At 63.2% G+C, this 15,662-nt stretch carries 12 protein-coding genes and 2 riboswitches; of the genes, 1 reads left to right on the forward strand and 11 read right to left on the reverse strand.

Annotated features, from left to right (window positions below; genetic code table 11):
- Nucleotides 1-8: 8 nt before the first annotated feature.
- Nucleotides 9-1,211 (reverse strand): precorrin-6y C5,15-methyltransferase (decarboxylating) subunit CbiE, encoded by a 1,203-nt coding sequence (cbiE, locus tag ACZ9HU_RS02995; RefSeq protein ID WP_476102159.1) that lies wholly within the window; start codon nt 1,209-1,211, stop codon nt 9-11.
- Between cbiE and ACZ9HU_RS03000 the strand changes: the two genes are divergently transcribed.
- Entirely contained in the window at nt 1,210-1,971 is a 762-nt protein-coding gene (locus ACZ9HU_RS03000; RefSeq protein ID WP_476102161.1) for a cobalt-precorrin-6A reductase, read from the forward strand. The genes cbiE and ACZ9HU_RS03000 overlap by 2 nt on opposite strands.
- Here ACZ9HU_RS03000 and cobJ read toward each other — a convergent pair.
- The 10 genes from cobJ to ACZ9HU_RS03050 all read right to left on the reverse strand — a co-directional run bounded on the left by cobJ (nt 1,935) and on the right by ACZ9HU_RS03050 (nt 15,658).
- Nucleotides 1,935-2,696 (reverse strand): precorrin-3B C(17)-methyltransferase, encoded by a 762-nt coding sequence (gene cobJ, locus ACZ9HU_RS03005; protein ID WP_476102163.1) that lies wholly within the window; start codon nt 2,694-2,696, stop codon nt 1,935-1,937. The two genes, ACZ9HU_RS03000 and cobJ, sit on opposite strands and share 37 nt — an antisense overlap.
- Nucleotides 2,693-3,418: a precorrin-2 C(20)-methyltransferase gene (gene cobI, locus ACZ9HU_RS03010; protein ID WP_476102165.1), complete on the reverse strand. Its 726-nt coding sequence runs from the start codon at nt 3,416-3,418 to the stop codon at nt 2,693-2,695. The genes cobJ and cobI overlap by 4 nt, the downstream gene beginning before the upstream one ends.
- The gene (locus tag ACZ9HU_RS03015) at nt 3,415-4,044 is read right to left on the reverse strand and encodes a precorrin-8X methylmutase (RefSeq protein ID WP_476102167.1); all 630 of its coding nucleotides are present in this window, start codon (nt 4,042-4,044) and stop codon (nt 3,415-3,417) included. Before ACZ9HU_RS03015 ends, cobI begins: the two co-directional genes overlap by 4 nt.
- Nucleotides 4,044-5,159 carry a cobalamin biosynthesis protein CobG gene (locus ACZ9HU_RS03020; protein ID WP_476102170.1) on the reverse strand — a complete coding sequence of 372 codons (1,116 nt, stop codon included), beginning with the start codon at nt 5,157-5,159 and terminating at the stop codon, nt 4,044-4,046. The genes ACZ9HU_RS03015 and ACZ9HU_RS03020 overlap by 1 nt, the downstream gene beginning before the upstream one ends.
- Nucleotides 5,156-8,422, reverse strand: coding sequence for a cobaltochelatase subunit CobN (cobN, locus tag ACZ9HU_RS03025; protein ID WP_476102172.1), 3,267 nt, complete (start codon nt 8,420-8,422; stop codon nt 5,156-5,158). Before cobN ends, ACZ9HU_RS03020 begins: the two co-directional genes overlap by 4 nt.
- A 7-nt stretch (nt 8,423-8,429) precedes the next feature.
- Nucleotides 8,430-9,485 (reverse strand): cobalamin biosynthesis protein CobW, encoded by a 1,056-nt coding sequence (gene cobW, locus ACZ9HU_RS03030; RefSeq protein WP_476102174.1) that lies wholly within the window; start codon nt 9,483-9,485, stop codon nt 8,430-8,432.
- Between the two features lie 203 nt (nt 9,486-9,688).
- Nucleotides 9,689-9,908, reverse strand: a riboswitch (cobalamin riboswitch).
- 46 nt (nt 9,909-9,954) lie between these two features.
- Nucleotides 9,955-10,947 (reverse strand): HoxN/HupN/NixA family nickel/cobalt transporter, encoded by a 993-nt coding sequence (locus tag ACZ9HU_RS03035; protein WP_476102406.1) that lies wholly within the window; start codon nt 10,945-10,947, stop codon nt 9,955-9,957.
- A gap of 180 nt (nt 10,948-11,127) precedes the next feature.
- Nucleotides 11,128-11,368: riboswitch (cobalamin riboswitch) on the reverse strand.
- 66 nt (nt 11,369-11,434) lie between these two features.
- On the reverse strand, nt 11,435-12,622 hold the full coding sequence (locus tag ACZ9HU_RS03040) for an MFS transporter (RefSeq protein ID WP_476102176.1): 1,188 nt from the start codon (nt 12,620-12,622) through the stop codon (nt 11,435-11,437).
- Nucleotides 12,623-12,761: 139 nt separating this feature from the next.
- The gene (locus tag ACZ9HU_RS03045; RefSeq protein WP_476102178.1) at nt 12,762-14,051 is read right to left on the reverse strand and encodes a dicarboxylate/amino acid:cation symporter; all 1,290 of its coding nucleotides are present in this window, start codon (nt 14,049-14,051) and stop codon (nt 12,762-12,764) included.
- A 62-nt stretch (nt 14,052-14,113) separates the two neighbouring features.
- A complete protein-coding gene (locus ACZ9HU_RS03050) occupies nt 14,114-15,658 on the reverse strand; it encodes a sensor histidine kinase (protein WP_476102180.1) in 1,545 nt (514 codons plus the stop codon).
- Between the last annotated feature and the right edge of the window lie 4 nt (nt 15,659-15,662).

Genomic DNA, 15,662 nt, shown 5'->3' on the forward strand with positions numbered 1-15,662 from the left:
GACGCCCCTCATCGCGTGACGCTCCATTGCACGATGGGATAGCGGGCCTTCCACCCGCGACGGGGGCCGATGGGTGCGGCATCGGACAATTCGATGCGCAGCAAAGTCCCGCCCTTTGCCCCATGCCAGAGTGTCAGCAAGGCTTCGGTCTCCAGCGTGACCGCATTGGCCACAACCCGCACGCCCGCCGGCAACCGATCCCACAAAGCCTCCAACATGGTTTGAGACAGGCCCCCGCCGATAAAGACAGCATCGGGCAAAGAACCTTCGGGCAAGGCGTCGGGCGCTTTGCCCTGCACCACGGTCAATCGCGGCACGCCCAATTGAACGGCATTCGCCCGCGCTCGGGTTGCCCGGATGGGGTCGGCCTCCACCGCAATCGCCCGATTGGCGCGGTGGGCCAGCAACCATTCAATAGCAACCGAGCCGGAGCCCGCGCCAATATCCCACAACAATTCCCCCGCGCGCGGGGCCAGAGCCGACAGCGTCAGGGCGCGAATGGGGGACTTGGTTATCTGACCATCATGGGCGAACCAACTGTCGGCCAAACCCGGTGTTTGCGGCAAGGCTGCGCCATCACCGGCAACATCGACGCCCACGGCAACGGGGTGAACGACATCGGTGAAATCATAAACCGCCGCGAAAATTTCACGCAGCCTTTCGCGTGGCCCGCCCAAAGCCTCCATCACATGAAGGCGTGACGCGCCAAAGCCCAGATCATCGAGATAGGCCGCCAATGCGCCCACCGCATCGCCGTCACGCAACAGGACGATAATCCTTTGCCCCCGCGCCACATGCGGACGCATTGTTGTCAAAGGCGCGGCATGAAGCCCAAGACACACAACGTCCTGTACCCCCCACCCCAATCGCGCCGACGCCAGAGTAAATGTCGATGGCGCGGGATGGGCCACCCATTCATGGCGTTCCAGATGCCGCGTCACGCTGAGCCCAGCGCCAAACCAGAACGGATCGCCCGATGTCAACATCACCACCGCCCGCCCGCGATGTTGCATCAGTCGCGCGATTCCATCGGCAAAAGGCGCTGGCCATTCGATGGTCGGGGCATTAAGAGCCTGCAAAAGAGCAAGATGGCGCGGCGGGCCGATCACCACGTCCGCATGCGCCAGCGCTTCGCGGGCCGCGGGCGAAAGGCCGTCGGCCCCGTCCTCCCCCATGCCGATGATCGTCAACCAGGGCGCAGGATCAGCCATGAACCACATCCTCATTCTGGGCGGCACGACCGAAGCAAGCGCTCTGGCCCGACTGCTGGCCGACGCGGGTATGCAGGCCACGCTCAGCTATGCCGGACGCACGCAACATCCGCGCCCCCAGCCAGTGCCGGTGCGGATCGGCGGATTTGGCGGTGTTGACGGCCTGATCCGCTTCATCCGTGATGCGGGCGTCACCCATCTGGTCGACGCCACCCACCCCTTTGCCGCCCAAATGAGCGCCAACGCTGTCGCGGCGGCCAAACAGGCCGACATCGCCCATATCGCCCTGACCCGCCCCGCGTGGGCCGCGCAACAAGGCGACCAATGGACCCATGTCGCCGATATGGATCAGGCCATTGCCGCCATCGATGGACCGGCGCGGCGCGTCTTTCTGGCCTTGGGCCGAATGCATGCCACGGTTTTTGCCGTCCATCCCCAGCATCATTACCTGCTGCGCTTTGTCGATGCGCCCGATGTGCCGCCGCCTTTGCCTCGGCACAGTCTGGTGGTGGATTGCGGCCCTTTCTCCGTCGCGGGTGATCGCGCATTGATGGAGGAGCATCGCATCGACCTGATCATCTGCAAGAATGCAGGCGGCGTTGGGGCGCAGGCCAAGCTGATCGCGGCGCGCGAATTGGGTCTGCCAGTGTTGATGATTAATCGCCCCGCATTGCCCGAAAGGCGCGAGGTACACAAACCCGAAGCGGTGCTGGACTGGATTCTTCACGACGCCACCTCTGCCATTGAGCGGGGGGTGTAGAGGATCGGCCCGCGCGGGCGCTCGATGATCCGCGTTTGGCTTGACCCGACGATCACCATCGTGCGCATATCGGCCATTTCCGGCGTTGCGGATTGCAGGCCCACGACGCGCAACACTTCATCCGGCGTTGATACGGCGCGGGCGAACAGGACGGGGCGATTATCGCCGCAAACCTCCCGCAGGACGGCGAGCACGCGTGAGAAACCTTCAGGCCTAGATTTGGATCGCGGATTATAAAACGCCATCGCGAAATCGGCCTCAGCGGCCAGACGCAGCCTCTTTTCGATCACAGCCCAAGGTTTAAGATTGTCCGACAGGTTGATCGCACAAAAGTCATGCCCCAATGGCGCGCCCGCACGAGCAGCAGCGGCCAACATGGCGGTAATCCCCGGCAAGACCCGAATATCCAGATCGCGCCAGGCGCTCTCCCCGCCCTCTAACGCCTCAAACACGGCCGAGGCCATGGCAAAAACCCCCGGATCACCCGATGAGACCACCACCACCACCCGCCCTGCCGCCGCTAGGGTCAGGGCATGGCGCGCACGGTCCAATTCCACCCGATTGTCCGACGGGTGCAGCGTCAATCCATCGCGCGGCGCAATCCGCGCGACATAGGGGATATAGCCGATCACATCCGCCGCCTCGGCGATGGCCGCGCTGACCTCTGGCGTGATCATGGCGTCGTCGCCCGGCCCCAGACCGACGATGGAGAGGCGACCGCTCATGGCCGACGCCCCTGTCCATGGATCAAAAGGATCGAGAAATAGGGCGTCACCTCATCGGCCTGCGCCAAAGGCGTCACCCGCTGGCCCGGCATGGCGGCATATTCGACCAGCCACGCGCTGTCCGCTCGTCCGGCAGCGGCAATGGCGCGGCGCAATTTGGGCATGTTGCGCCCGATCTTCATGACCACCAGCGCGTCCGTATCGCGAATGCGGCGCACCAGTTCTTCTTCGGGCAAAGTCGCCATCGCCACGGTCAGGACATCGTCGCCCCACGTGATCGGCATACCCGTCGCATTCCACGCGCCCGCCATGCCGGTAATGCCCGGCACGACCGATACCGGCGCCACGCCCGACAGGCGCGTGTGCAAATGCATGAAAGAGCCGTAGAAAAACGGATCCCCTTCGCACAGGACCACAACATCGTCGCCCGTCCCGGCAATATCCAGCAGCCTCTGGGTACATTGCGCGTAGAATCCCGAAAGACATTCATTATAACGCGGATCGGTCAGCGGAATTTCGGTGGTCACCGGATATTCCATCGCGATTTCAACCGCATCGGCGCGCAACATGCCATCGGCAATGCGCCGCGCCTGTCCGGGGCGCCCCGCCTTGCGGAAATAGGCGATGTGGCGCGTGCCGCGCACCAGTCGATCGGCGCGCACGCTGAGCAAATCGGGCGCACCGGGGCCAAGGCCGACGCCGTGAATGGTGCCGATGATCATTCCGCGCGGCTCGCCAATGCGTTGATGGCGGCCACGGTGATCGCGCTCCCCCCCAATCGCCCTTCAACGATACAGCATGGGGCGGGTATCGCGTTCCATAAAGTATCCTTGGATTCCACCGCGCCGACAAAGCCCACCGGGCAGCCGATTATCGTGGCTGGGCGTGGACATTCCGGTTCCTCCAACATGTTGAGCAGGTGGAACAAGGCCGTAGGCGCATTGCCGATCGCTACGACTGCGCCCTCCAGATGGGGACGCCATAATTCCAGCGCGGCGGCGGATCGTGTGTTGCCCATAGCCATCGCAAGGGCAGGCACCTGCGGGTCATGCAGGGTACAAATCACCGCATTATCGGCGGGCAGGCGCGCCCGTGTCACCCCTTCGGACACCATCCGCGCATCGCACAGGATCGGCGCCCCGCCCGCCAGTGCCGCCCGCGCCGCATCCGCAAAACCGGGCGAAAAACGGATATAGGGGGCCAGAGCCACCATGCCCGCCGCGTGGATCATACGCACCGCCACCGGCTCTTCCGAGGTAGAAAAGCGCGCCAGATCAGCCTCCTCGCGGATCGTCGCAAAGGATTGGCGATAGATCGCCGCCCCATCGGTTTGATAGGCGTAAGGCATCAGGCTACTCCGAAATGCGAGAGGATTTGGGCTTCATCAAGGCCGGCAAAGCAGGCGGGCGCCCCGGCGACGGCGCAAAAGGCCAGATCGAATCGGCCATCACAGCCGGTTATCGTGACATCGGCCTCCTTCGAACGCGCGCATCCTTTGGCGCAGCCGGAGACATGAAGGCTGCCGCCCAAATGCAGGGCAAGCGCGCGCGCCAGTGGTCTGGTCGCCACGCTGGCCTGCGGACAAAAAGGGGCGCCGGAACAGGCATCGACCCGCAACAAGGGGTCGGTGGGACGGGATAGCCAATCTCCGTCCAGTTCTCCCCCCTCTGCGACAAGAACGCGCCAGGGCGTGATGCGCAACGCAAGATCCCCTATGGCCGCGGCCAAATCCTCGGCCTTTATATGGCCAAAGGCCGCGCCATAGGCCATGCCCATCGCACATGGCCCCGGCGCAATGATGGGACGAGCGGCGACGGGACGGATCGAGCCTTGCGCCCATGGCGGCATCGGGGCCAAGTGCCGCGCCATGCGTTTGGATTGCAGCCCCCCGCTTTCGACAAACCAGTTGGCCAGCGCGATCAGCGCATCAGCCTCGCCGCCATTTTCCAACGGCGCGCCCGAATCTTGGCCATCGGCCCGTAGGATCAAGCCCCCCGTTTCGCCGCGTTCGACCCGAAAATCACCAGATTGCCCCATCAAGATCGGCGCCGCGCCAGCATCGATGACAAACCCCGCCTTGCCCGGCAAATCGGGCCAATCATCGATCCGGGCCAACAAATCGCGCGCGATGCGGCAGGTATCATCGCCCTCCTGCCAATCTGGGGCGACCAGCACATTACGCTTGCGCTCCTGAACCGCGTCGGCATCAACCAACCCATGGCCGATCAGGTCGCGAAGCAGGGCGGGCCAGACTTCGCTGCGCACGCCCCGGATCTGGAAATTGGCGCGGCGCGACAGGTCGATCATGCCATTGCCATAGGTCATGGCCAGACCGCACAGGCTGTGCAACCGATCCGCCGTCATCCGCCCCAGATAGGGTTTGACCCGAACCAAAAGGCCATCGCCCGCCGCCATCGGATGCCACGCATCGGGGCACCATCCCTGCACCTTGAAGCCGGTCATGCCTTGCCCTCCGACAGTTTCAGATTGGCCAGAATGGCGTTGCGGCGCGTCGGCCACAGACCTGCGGTATAGAGCGCGGCAAACCGGGCCTCGATCGCGGCCAGCGCCAGTGGATTTTCAAGGGCCATAAATTCACGCACATCGCTTTGGCCAAGGGTGGCCTCGTAATAGAGGTCGAAAAGTTGCGGCGGCACATGGCCCGCCAGATGGGCAAAGGCGCCCAGATGATCGAGCGTGGCCGAAATTTCCGCCGCGCCGCGAAAGCCGTGCCGCATCATGCCCGCGATCCACCCCGGATGCGCGGCGCGGGCGCGGACAACGCGCGCGATTTCCTCGGTCAGGGCGCGCGCAACGGGGCGCGCCGGATCGCGGCTGTCCAGATGATAGAGTGCCGCATTGCCCCCGGTGATCGCCTGGGCAGCGGCAAAGCCGCCTTCATGCGCGGCATAATCGGCCGCCAGCAACAGATCGCTTTCCGCCAAATCCTGAAGGTGGACAAAGGCATCGGCCCCGGCCACGCGGGCGCGCAGGCCACCGGGATCGGACGCCCCTTCGCCATGATCGAGCGCAAATTGCGACGCCGATAGCCACGCCTCTCCTGCCGCCCGGCGCGCCTCCTCGGTATAGACCTCTGTCGCATCGCCCATTGACAGACCATAGCGACCACGCGGCGGTCCATACACACGCGCCCCGGCGTCTTTTCCGGCAAAGGGGTTCCAGTCATCCGGTTCATCGCGCCGGGACAGCGCCCGTACCGCCTGACCAAAGAGCAGGGGCAGCATCGGAAAGGCATCACGAAACAGACCCGAAACCCGCAAGGTCACATCGATGCGCGGCCTGTCCATCATGGCCAGAGGCAGGATCTCCAATCCTGTCACCCGGTCCGAGGCCATATCCCAGACCGGCTTTGCCCCCAGCAAATGCAGCGCCACGGCAAATTCCTCGCCGGCCGTGCGCATCGTCGCCGAACCCCAAAGGTCCACCACCAAAGCCTTGGGGTAATCGCCATGATCCTGCAAATGACGGCGGATCAATTCCTCGGCCAGCACGACGCCCTGCGCATGGGCCGCGCGCGAGGGTACGGCCCGTGGGTCAATCGTGTAGAGATTGCGCCCCGTCGGCAAAACGTCGCTCCGCCCGCGAAAGGGAGAGCCCGACGGTCCCGGCGCCACCCTTTGCCCCGCCAGAGCGGTCAAAAGGCCCCGGCTTTCGGCTTCGCCATATTCGCCGCGGCCAAAGATGTGGAGGCCGTCGCCAAACTGGCTCTCCTTGATGTCACACACGAAGCGGTCGATGCGGGTGATGACCTCCATGGGCGTCGCATCGGGATCAAGGCCCAGTTCTGCCTCCAGCCCCAAAGCTCGTGCCTCATGGACAATGTTGGCCTGCAACCGGGTCCGACGCGCGGGATCAAGACCCCCGGCATTGGAAAATTCATCCAGTAGCGCCTCAATCCGGCCCAGCCCTGCGCCTTGGGCGCTGGTGCCCATCGGGGGCGGGACGTGGCCAATGGTAACGGCGCCGATCCGGCGCTTGGCCTGCGCCGCCTCGCCCGGATCGTTGACGATGAAGGGATAGATGACCGGCAAGCCTGCGGTCAGCACTTCCGGCCAGCATTGATCGGAAAGCGCGACCGCCTTGCCCGGCAACCATTCCAGCGTGCCATGCGCCCCGATATGGACCATCGCGTCGAAACCCTGCGCCCTGAGCCAAAGGTAAAAGGCGACATAGGCATGGCGCGGGTGGCGCGAGAGGTCGTGATAATCGCCATCGCGCGCGGCCCTTTCGCCTCGTTCGGGTTGCAGGGCCACCATCGCATGGCCAAGGTTGATCGCCAGGAAGCGAAAGGCCCCGTCGATAACGGCGGGGTCATCCTCGGGCGCGCCCCAGCAATCATGGATAGCCTGTTGCAAAGGCGCGGGCAGATCGGCCAAGGCCCGCCGATATTCCGAGAGCCGCCAAGACAGCGTCTGAGCCTGCAACGCCATGGCCAGATCAAGCCCCGGCGTGACGCAATATCCCGCCTGTGCCATGTCGGCCACAATGGCCTGCGTCGAGGAGAGCGCATCGAGCCCCACCGCATGGGCCATCGCCTCGGGCCGCCCCGGATAGGTGGATAGCACGAGCGCCACGCGCCGCTCCGTCACAGGCTTGGCCGCCAGAGCGATCCAGCCCGACACTTTTTCGACAATGGCGGCGACACGGTCACTTTGCGAAAGATGCCGGTTTCGGGCAAAGCCAAGCGCAGCATCGCGCGGATCCCCGGCCTTGAAACTGGCCACGCCCATGAACACCCGGCCATCGATTTCGGGCAGGACGACATGCATGGCCAAATCGGCGGGAGATAGTCCGCGCGCCCCCTCGGCCCAAGCTTCTTGGCCAGAGGTCGCCAATGCGATCTGGAACACGGGCGACCCGGCAATATCAAGCGGGCTGTGCCCATGTTCATCAAGCGCCGAAAAGCCCGTGGCATTAACGATGGCGACGGGGGATAGCTGGCGCAGCCACGCCTCTATCTGTGCCTTCGCCGCAGGCTCCTTGAGCGAGGGCGCAAAGAGCGAAAGCGCGGCATAGCCCTTGGCCTCAAACCCGGCGTGGAGGGCGATAAAAGGATCGAGGTCATCGGCAACCAGATAAGACCGATAGAAAATGATCACGACCAGCGGCTTGTCGAAATCGCATGCCGCCGGATCGCACAGACCCCTTGCCGGGTGCCATGCCCCCACCGTCGGCAAAGGCTCAAAAGGCTCCACCCGCCGATCCGTCAGACCCGCCGCCCCGGCCAGCAAGGTCAAAGCCCCATAAGCCCCATCCGCCCCGCCCGCATCACACATCGCCGCCAGATCGTGCAATATGGCGGGGGGCAAGGTCGAAGCCTGCGCCAACCGATCATCGGGCCGCCCATCTCCGGGCAGAACAGCCAAGGCAATCCCTTGATTGCGCGCCAGCAATTCGACCTGTTGCAAGCCATAGGGCCAATAGGCCGCGCCCCCGATCAACCGGATCAGAATCGCCTTGGCCCCGGCCAGCGTCCGCTGGATATAGGTGTCGACCGACAAGGGATGCTGTAAAGAAGCGATATTGGCGAGGCGAAGTGTCGGGAAATCCGCGTCCTGCGCCCGCGCCTTGTGCCACCCGCCCGCAAACGCGCCCAGATCGCTGTCCGAAAACGACAGGACCACCAGATCCGCGGGCGATTGCCCCAGATCCTGCGGGATGGCGATTTCCTCCATCCCGTGCGTTTCGCGGAAAATGACATGCATCGGGTGATCAGTCCGCCAGAGCGGCGAGGATCGCAGTCGGCTTTACATGGTCACGCTCGGCAATCGCGACCAGAGTGGTCTGACGTGGCTCACCCATGCGCCACGGGCGGTCATATTGATGGCGCACGCGACCGCCTACGGCCTGAATCAGCATGCGCATGGGCTTGCCCTGAACCGCCGCATAGCCTTTGACGCGCAGGATTTGTTGCTCGCGGGCCAGAGCCTCGATCCGGGCGACGAGATCAGCGGGATCGGCAATCTCACCAAAGCTAACCACCGTGCTGTCGAAATCATCGTGTTCGTGGTCATCTTCGCCATCATGGTGCGATGGGCGCGCGGCAATGTCATCTTCCGCCGCAGCGCCAAGGCCGAGGATGATGCGCGGATCGACCGAGCCTTCGGCCAATTCGATGATGGGAACAGGTTTGGCCGAAAGATCAGCAATGATCGCACGGGCCTTGGCCACGGCGTCTGGTCCGGCAAGATCAATCTTGGTCAACAGCACCATGTCGGCGCAGGCCAGCTGATCCTCGAACACTTCGGCCAGCGGCACTTCATGATCAAGCCCCGGATCGGCAAGGCGCTGCGCCTCCAGCGCGTTCAGGTCGGGGGCAAAACGCCCCTGCGCCACGGCTTCGGCATCGGCCAGAGCCAGCACGCCATCGACCGTGATCCGGCTGCGAATGGCGGGCCAGTCAAAAGCCTTGAGCAGGGGTTTGGGCAAAGCCAGGCCCGATGTTTCGATCAGGATATGGTCCGGGCGCGGATCAAGCGCCAGCAGTTTTTCCACCGTCGGGATAAAGTCATCCGCCACCGTGCAGCAGATGCAGCCATTGGCCAGTTCGACGATATTTTCCGCCGGGCAATCGGGAATGGCGCAGGATTGCAATATGTCGCCATCCACCCCCAGCGTGCCAAATTCATTGACCACCACGGCCAGCCTGCGCCCGCCCGCGTTGCGGATCAGATGGCTGATCAACGTGGTCTTTCCCGCGCCCAGAAAGCCGGTGATGATGGTAACGGGCACTTTGGCCAGATCGGCCGCCAATGCGTTCATGGTCATAACTTCCCCGCGCGCCGAAACGAGACCCAATTCAGGCCTCGGAGCGAGAACAGGCGGGGGCTTGCCGGAAAATCCGGTCGGCGCGCGACGGCGGGCCGACGCGCAAAGCGCCCGACACCACGCAACCCGTGCAGCCCCAGCCGCACAGTTTCGTCGCTCAGACGGAAGTTGACCGTGCCGTGACCATCCCCTGGACCAAGGCAAGAGCGACCAGAGCGCCGGCAGGTCTCCTGGCTCGCGGGTCACAGCTTGATGCACGCCTTCCCAGATCTGCATAGCAAGACCCAGTGGCCGCCCCGCGTGGGGCATGTGCATCGCGCTATCCGCTTACAGTTGCAGGGACAGCCGCGGATTTGGGCCGTTTCCGGCCCGCACCGCATTCCCGATTAAGCCCTTTCAGGCACCGGCGCGATCATGTGAGGGGCAAGCCCTCGATTGAGGATCTAGCCCATAAGAACGCCCGGCGCAATCACGGCGCGGGCGAAATCTCGATTTCATCCAACCGCTTCCAGCGATAGATCGCGAAACTTATGATCCAACAGGCGGCAAACAGGCCGATGATCGAAAAGCCCAGATTGTTGAAATTGCGCCCCAATCTCGCCACCATACCCCATGGCCATCCGGTCAGGCTCAGCTTATCGCCGATCAGGGCCAGCGTCTCGATCCCGCCAATCACGATCGCCACAAGGGCCGACATCATCGTAATGGTGATGTTGTAGTAAAGCTTGCGAACCGGCTTTACAAAGGCCCATTCATAGGCCCCCACCATCATCACACCGTCCAGCGTATCGACCAGCGCCATCCCGGCCGCAAACAGCGCGGGCAGGACCAGCAACCGGCCCAGAAACATACCACTGGCCGCCTGATTGGCCGAAATGCCAAGGATGGCGACCTCGGTCGCGGTATCAAACCCCAGCCCGAACAGAAAACCCAGCGGCGCCATATGCCATGGCCTCGAAATCAAACGAAACATTGGCCCGAACAGGCGCGAGAGTATCCCGCGCGACACCGGCAACATATCCAGATCATCGGCATCGACAACGCCCCCGGCGCGAACATGGCGAAACTTGGCCCAGACAGAGCGCAGGATGGCCAAGTTCATCCCCGCAATGGTGAACAGGAACAGGGCCGAAACCGCCGTCGCGATCATGCCGCCCAAATCCTTGAACGCGCTGAACCGCGACAGCGCACTGGCGGTCAGGGCAACGCTGATCGAGGCAACGGCGATGATCCCGGAATGGCCCAGCGCGAACCAGAAGCCTGCGGAAATCGGGCGCTGGCCTTCCTGCATCAATTTGCGGGTGACATTGTCGATGGCGGCGATGTGATCGGCATCGACCGCATGGCGCAGCCCCAAACCCCATGCCAAAAGGGCCGTGCCCAACATCAAAGGCTGCGCACCGAACAGGGCAAAGGCCCAGACCCAAGCCATAATATTGGCCGCCACCAAACCGGCCATCATCGCGCCGATACGCCAGCGCAAAGGCGCTGACAAAAATCTCTTTCTCACAAGCAGGAACCCCCGGCCTTGAACGACACAGCCGGACCTTTCGCAAAGCGCCGCGCGCCCTGCGTCCATTCCGACCAACACACGTCGCTCAGACGGAGTTCACCGTGCCGCGGCCATCCCCTGGGCCAAGGCAAGAGCGACCAGACGCCGGCAGGTATCCTGGCTCGCGGGTCAAGGCTTGATGCATGCCTTCCCAGACCTCGCATGATTTAGCGTCCGGCCCAGTGGCTGCTTCCCCCATGTGTGAGGAAGCCTATGCATCGCGCTCACCGCTTACAGTTGCAGGGACAGCCTCGGCCTCGGGCTGGACAGGCCAGCCCTCACCGTGTTCCCGAATTAAGCCCTTTCGGGCACCGGCGCGATCTTTTGCCCGGAGCCAAGCCCCGGACAGATCGGTTCTTACGCCAAAGCCAGTCTAAAGCAATCCCTTTGAAAAGGTTCAGTCCTGAGTGCGGTAAGGCCCAAGCAACGCGATCAAAGCCACCACCAACGCCAGTCCGGCGGCCGATGCGCCCAACGCCAGGCCATAGCCGCCCGTGCGATCAACACTGAACCCCACCAACATCGGGCCAAGTGCCGCACCAAGGCTGAATGTGCCCAGAATGACGCCATAGGTCGCGCCATAGTTCTTCATCGCGGCATAGCGACTGGTGAAAAACGCCAGCATATCAACCTCGGCGCCCGCGGCCAGCCCCAGCATCAGCGCAGCCGGCAACACCGGTCCGCCCAGCCCCAGCAAGATGCACGAGCCCACCGGCATGGCCAAAAAGATTGCGGCGACAAAGGGCGCATAAAACCGGTCGAACAACCAACCCACGATCACCCTCGCCGCAATCACCGCCAGACCGATGCTGGCCGCCATCTTGGCCGCCAAAGCGGCGTCCATCCCGCGATCAACCAGCAAGGGAACCAGATGAATGATCAACCCGGCCACAATCACCCCCACCAAAAAGGCAATGGCCAGCAACATGAAGATCGCCCGATTGCGTTCAAAATGTCCGGCATGGCGCTTTTCCGGCGTCGGCGCTTCCCGACTTTGCAGGAACGAGAGAGGAATCCCGACAAGGGCCGCCGCCCCGGCCATCACCAACGTTGCCGTGCGCCATCCATCCTGGGCAAAAATCGGCCCCAAAAGCGCGGGAACCAAGGCCGCCGCCAAGCCTGTCCCGACCAGCATGAGGCCCAACGCGAGACCTCGCGCTTTATCAAAACGCATGGAAACCATCCGCGCCCATGCCGCCGGCGTCGTCCCACATCCCGCCAGCGACACCATCAGCCACAGCCCGTACCAGCCCCAGACCGACGATCCGGCAAAGGATAAAGCCAAAAGCGCCAGCGGCATGGCGACATAAGAGGCCAGTGCCAAAGGCCGCAGTCCGATACGATCAGCCAACCGCCCGACCAATGGCGCCGACAGAAAGATGCCCAATTGCTGAAACGTAGCCGCACCCGAAACGGCCGCCCGGCTCCAGCCAAATTCGGCCTGAAGCGGTTTGACAAACAGGCCCAGCGAATAGAAGCCGATCCCCATTGTGCCGAACCCCACGCCCAGCGCGGCGGCCAGCACGATAGGCCAGTGGCGCGCCAATTCCTGTCGCGCGGTGATATTGGTATTGCGATCCGTCATCGGTTCAGCTTGCGAGCATAGGCTTCGCCCTGCAAGCGACAATCATCCGACAGGCGGATAGGTCCGAAATTCTGTCGAACGTGATGTCACGCCCACGGGCGCGACATCATAGACCGCAACCCCGCCAAAGGCCGGGCCGTCACGCCAATTGCCGCACGCTGACCTCTTGCCCCTGTTCCTCGACGCTGTGGCGCAGGGCCGCGGCGACGGCCAGATCGCCCACGACATTGGGAACGGTACGGCACATGTCCAGCAAACGGTCGATACCGATGACCAGACCGATCCCCTCATTGGGGACATGCAGCAGGGCAAGCAGCATGGCCGTCAAAGGCAGGCTTCCCGCCGGTACGCCCATCGTGCCGAGACCCGCCAAGATCGACAGACCAAAGATCATGAATTGCTGCCACATGGTCAATTCCATGCCAAAACATTGGGACAAAAAGATCACCGTCACCGTGGTATAGACAATCGTTCCGCCCTGATTGGCCACACATCCCAGCCCCAAGGTTGGCCGAGCGACGCGCGCGGGCAGGCCCAAATCCTGTTCGGCGGTATGGAGCGCGGCGGGCAAAGTGGAAAAGGAGGATGACGTCGTAAACGCAATCACCATGACCGAGCGCAACGAACGCAGGAACTGAACCGGGCTGATATCGCCCGCCATCCACGCCAGCCCCGCCGATACGACCAACAGGTGGAGGCACAGCGCCGCCACAACGACGCTGAAATAGCTGCTGAGATGAACCAGCAGCGTCCAGCCGAAAACCGCCGTCATGTCGAACATCACGCATAGCACCGCAATCGGGGCAAACCGCGCGACCAGCGTGACGATGGACATGCCAACCTCGAACAGGCCCTCGGTCGTCATGACCAGATGGCGGATATTGCGATTGCGGCTGCGGCTGATGACAAAGCCGACCAGCACCGACATCACCGCCAAAGCGGTGACCGGACGGCCCAGCAACAGATCAAGCAAGCCGCTGATATTGCCAGAGGGATTGATGCCCCCTGCGACCCCGGCATTCTGGCGCAGGTCAATGGCCATGCCTTCGCCCGGGCGGAACAGATTGGCCATCGCCATGCCGATCACCGCCGAAACCACCGTCATGCCCAACATATATGCAAACAGGCGCAGCAACAGATCGCGTATCATCCGCCCCCCGCGCAGCCGGGCAAGCCCGGTCACAATCGCGGAAAACACCATGGGCAGGATCAACAGGAACAGCACCTGAAGAAACAATTGTTCGACCGGGCGCACCAGATTGGCCAACGCGAAGTCCAGCCATTCGCGCCGCACCGGCAGCACATGCACCATAGCCCCGGCCAGCGCCCCCACCACCAAACCCGCCAGCAGCGGCCAATGCGGCAAAGGCTCTGTCCAGCGCAGTGATGGGGCAAAACGGGACGGGGGAGGATTGTTCGATGATGCCATGGAAATGGTGCAAACCGACTGTGGAGCCTGGCGTGTGAAACAATCCGCCTGTCATCACCCTGTCACGATTGGGCCTCGTGCTTATGGTTTGCGGCCATGACGAAACTTTCCGCATCCCCTGCCATCACGAAATCAACCGTGGCACGCGTACCGCGCCCATCCGCCCCATCGCCCAGCGTGACGCGGGCACCCAACCGATCGGCCAAGGCGCGCACAATCGGCAGGCCCAGACCGCTGCCGCTGCTATTGGCGTTCACGGCCATGCGATAGAACCGTTCCCACACTTTCTCGCGTTCGCCGGGCGGTATGCCGGGGCCATCATCCTCGATCTCAACCCGCATCGTCTGGCCCATGCGAAGAACGCGAATGACCACTTTTCCGCCCGGTCGATTATAGGCGACCGCATTGTCGAGCAGATTGCCAAAAATCTCCGCCGCCAACGCCGCCTCGCCCGCGGCCATGCCATGTCCGCGTTCCTCAAAACTGATATCGACGTCGGCCCGTTGCAATGCGGGTAAACGCGCCGCGATCACGTCGGTCACCACCAGCGCGGGGTCGAACTGGCCACCACTGCGCCCTGCGGCCTTGCCAACGGCCTGTTCGTCCAGCCGCGCCAAGGCCAGCAATTGCTGCAACAATCGCTCCAGCGTATCGACCGAATGGGCTATGTCATCCAACGCCATCCTGCCTTGCGGGCTTTGCGGGCCATAGGTCTGCAACACATCGAGATGGACCCGCAAGACGGCCAGTGGCGTGCGCAATTGATGCGAGGCGTTGGAGGTGAATTGGCGCAACGAACTCACCGCCTGCTCCGCCCGCGCCATCAGCGCATTATAGGCCCGCGCAATCATCTGGGCTTCACGCGGTCCATCGCCATCGGGCAAGCGTTGGAAATGCAACGGATCGTGCGGATTGGCCGCGATGCGGTTCGTAAGCGTGGCAAAGGGAATCAGGCCCCAAGCGAGCGCCGAATAGAACAGCAGCAAAGCCACCAATGTCACCAACACGCTGGCGCTGACCACGCGTTGCAATGCCACTCGCGTGGCCAAGGCCCGATCTTCGGTGAAATCGGCCACCTGGACCGCGACCAGATGACCGTTATGTTTCAGGGTCCGCATTTCGGTTGCGATCCGCACCGGGCGGCCATTGAGCATGCCGTCGCGCAGATAGGCGGGCTGGACCACCCCTTCGGCATCACGCGGATCGACATATCCGCGTGTCAGCGCCGGATCGCGCGATGTAACCGTAAAACGCGCGCCCGGATGCAACGGCCCGCTCAACCGGCCATCGGCGCCATAATCGGGCGGCGGGCGCAAATCCGCGCGTCCGGCCATCAACCTGTCGCCGTCATAGATGCTGTAATAGGTCACCGGAGCGGAACGCCGTTGCAACAACGCCACCGCCATGGGCAGCAGCCTTTCGCGCAGGATTTCGTCGTAATTGACCGCGCGGCTGATCAGGCGCGTCGAACCGACCAGAATGCGATCCGACGTATCATTGGTCGACGAATCGATCATCCAGCAGGTGATCGTCGCGAAAATCGAAACCAGCACGACCAGCGGTACCATCACCACAACGGTCAGATGCCCCCGAAGAGAACGGGGCATCCAT

This window comes from Novosphingobium sp. Sphag1I (assembly GCF_056279125.1).

Bases quoted from the DNA above. Each gene is read 5' to 3' on its own strand.
- ACZ9HU_RS03035 (WP_476102406.1), bottom strand. From the start codon at position 10,947: ATGATGGCCGGTTTGGTGGCGGCCAATATTATGGCTTGGGTCTGGGCC.
- ACZ9HU_RS03050 (WP_476102180.1), bottom strand. From the start codon at position 15,658: ATGCCCCGTTCTCTTCGGGGGCATCTGACCGTTGTGGTGATGGTACCG.
- cobW (WP_476102174.1), bottom strand. From the start codon at position 9,485: ATGACCATGAACGCATTGGCGGCCGATCTGGCCAAAGTGCCCGTTACC.
- cobI (WP_476102165.1), bottom strand. From the start codon at position 3,418: ATGATCATCGGCACCATTCACGGCGTCGGCCTTGGCCCCGGTGCGCCC.
- cbiE (WP_476102159.1), bottom strand. From the start codon at position 1,211: ATGGCTGATCCTGCGCCCTGGTTGACGATCATCGGCATGGGGGAGGAC.
- cobN (WP_476102172.1), bottom strand. From the start codon at position 8,422: ATGCATGTCATTTTCCGCGAAACGCACGGGATGGAGGAAATCGCCATC.
- ACZ9HU_RS03045 (WP_476102178.1), bottom strand. From the start codon at position 14,051: ATGGCATCATCGAACAATCCTCCCCCGTCCCGTTTTGCCCCATCACTG.
- ACZ9HU_RS03000 (WP_476102161.1), top strand. From the start codon at position 1,210: ATGAACCACATCCTCATTCTGGGCGGCACGACCGAAGCAAGCGCTCTG.
- cobJ (WP_476102163.1), bottom strand. From the start codon at position 2,696: ATGAGCGGTCGCCTCTCCATCGTCGGTCTGGGGCCGGGCGACGACGCC.
- ACZ9HU_RS03015 (WP_476102167.1), bottom strand. From the start codon at position 4,044: ATGCCTTACGCCTATCAAACCGATGGGGCGGCGATCTATCGCCAATCC.
- ACZ9HU_RS03040 (WP_476102176.1), bottom strand. From the start codon at position 12,622: ATGACGGATCGCAATACCAATATCACCGCGCGACAGGAATTGGCGCGC.
- ACZ9HU_RS03020 (WP_476102170.1), bottom strand. From the start codon at position 5,159: ATGACCGGCTTCAAGGTGCAGGGATGGTGCCCCGATGCGTGGCATCCG.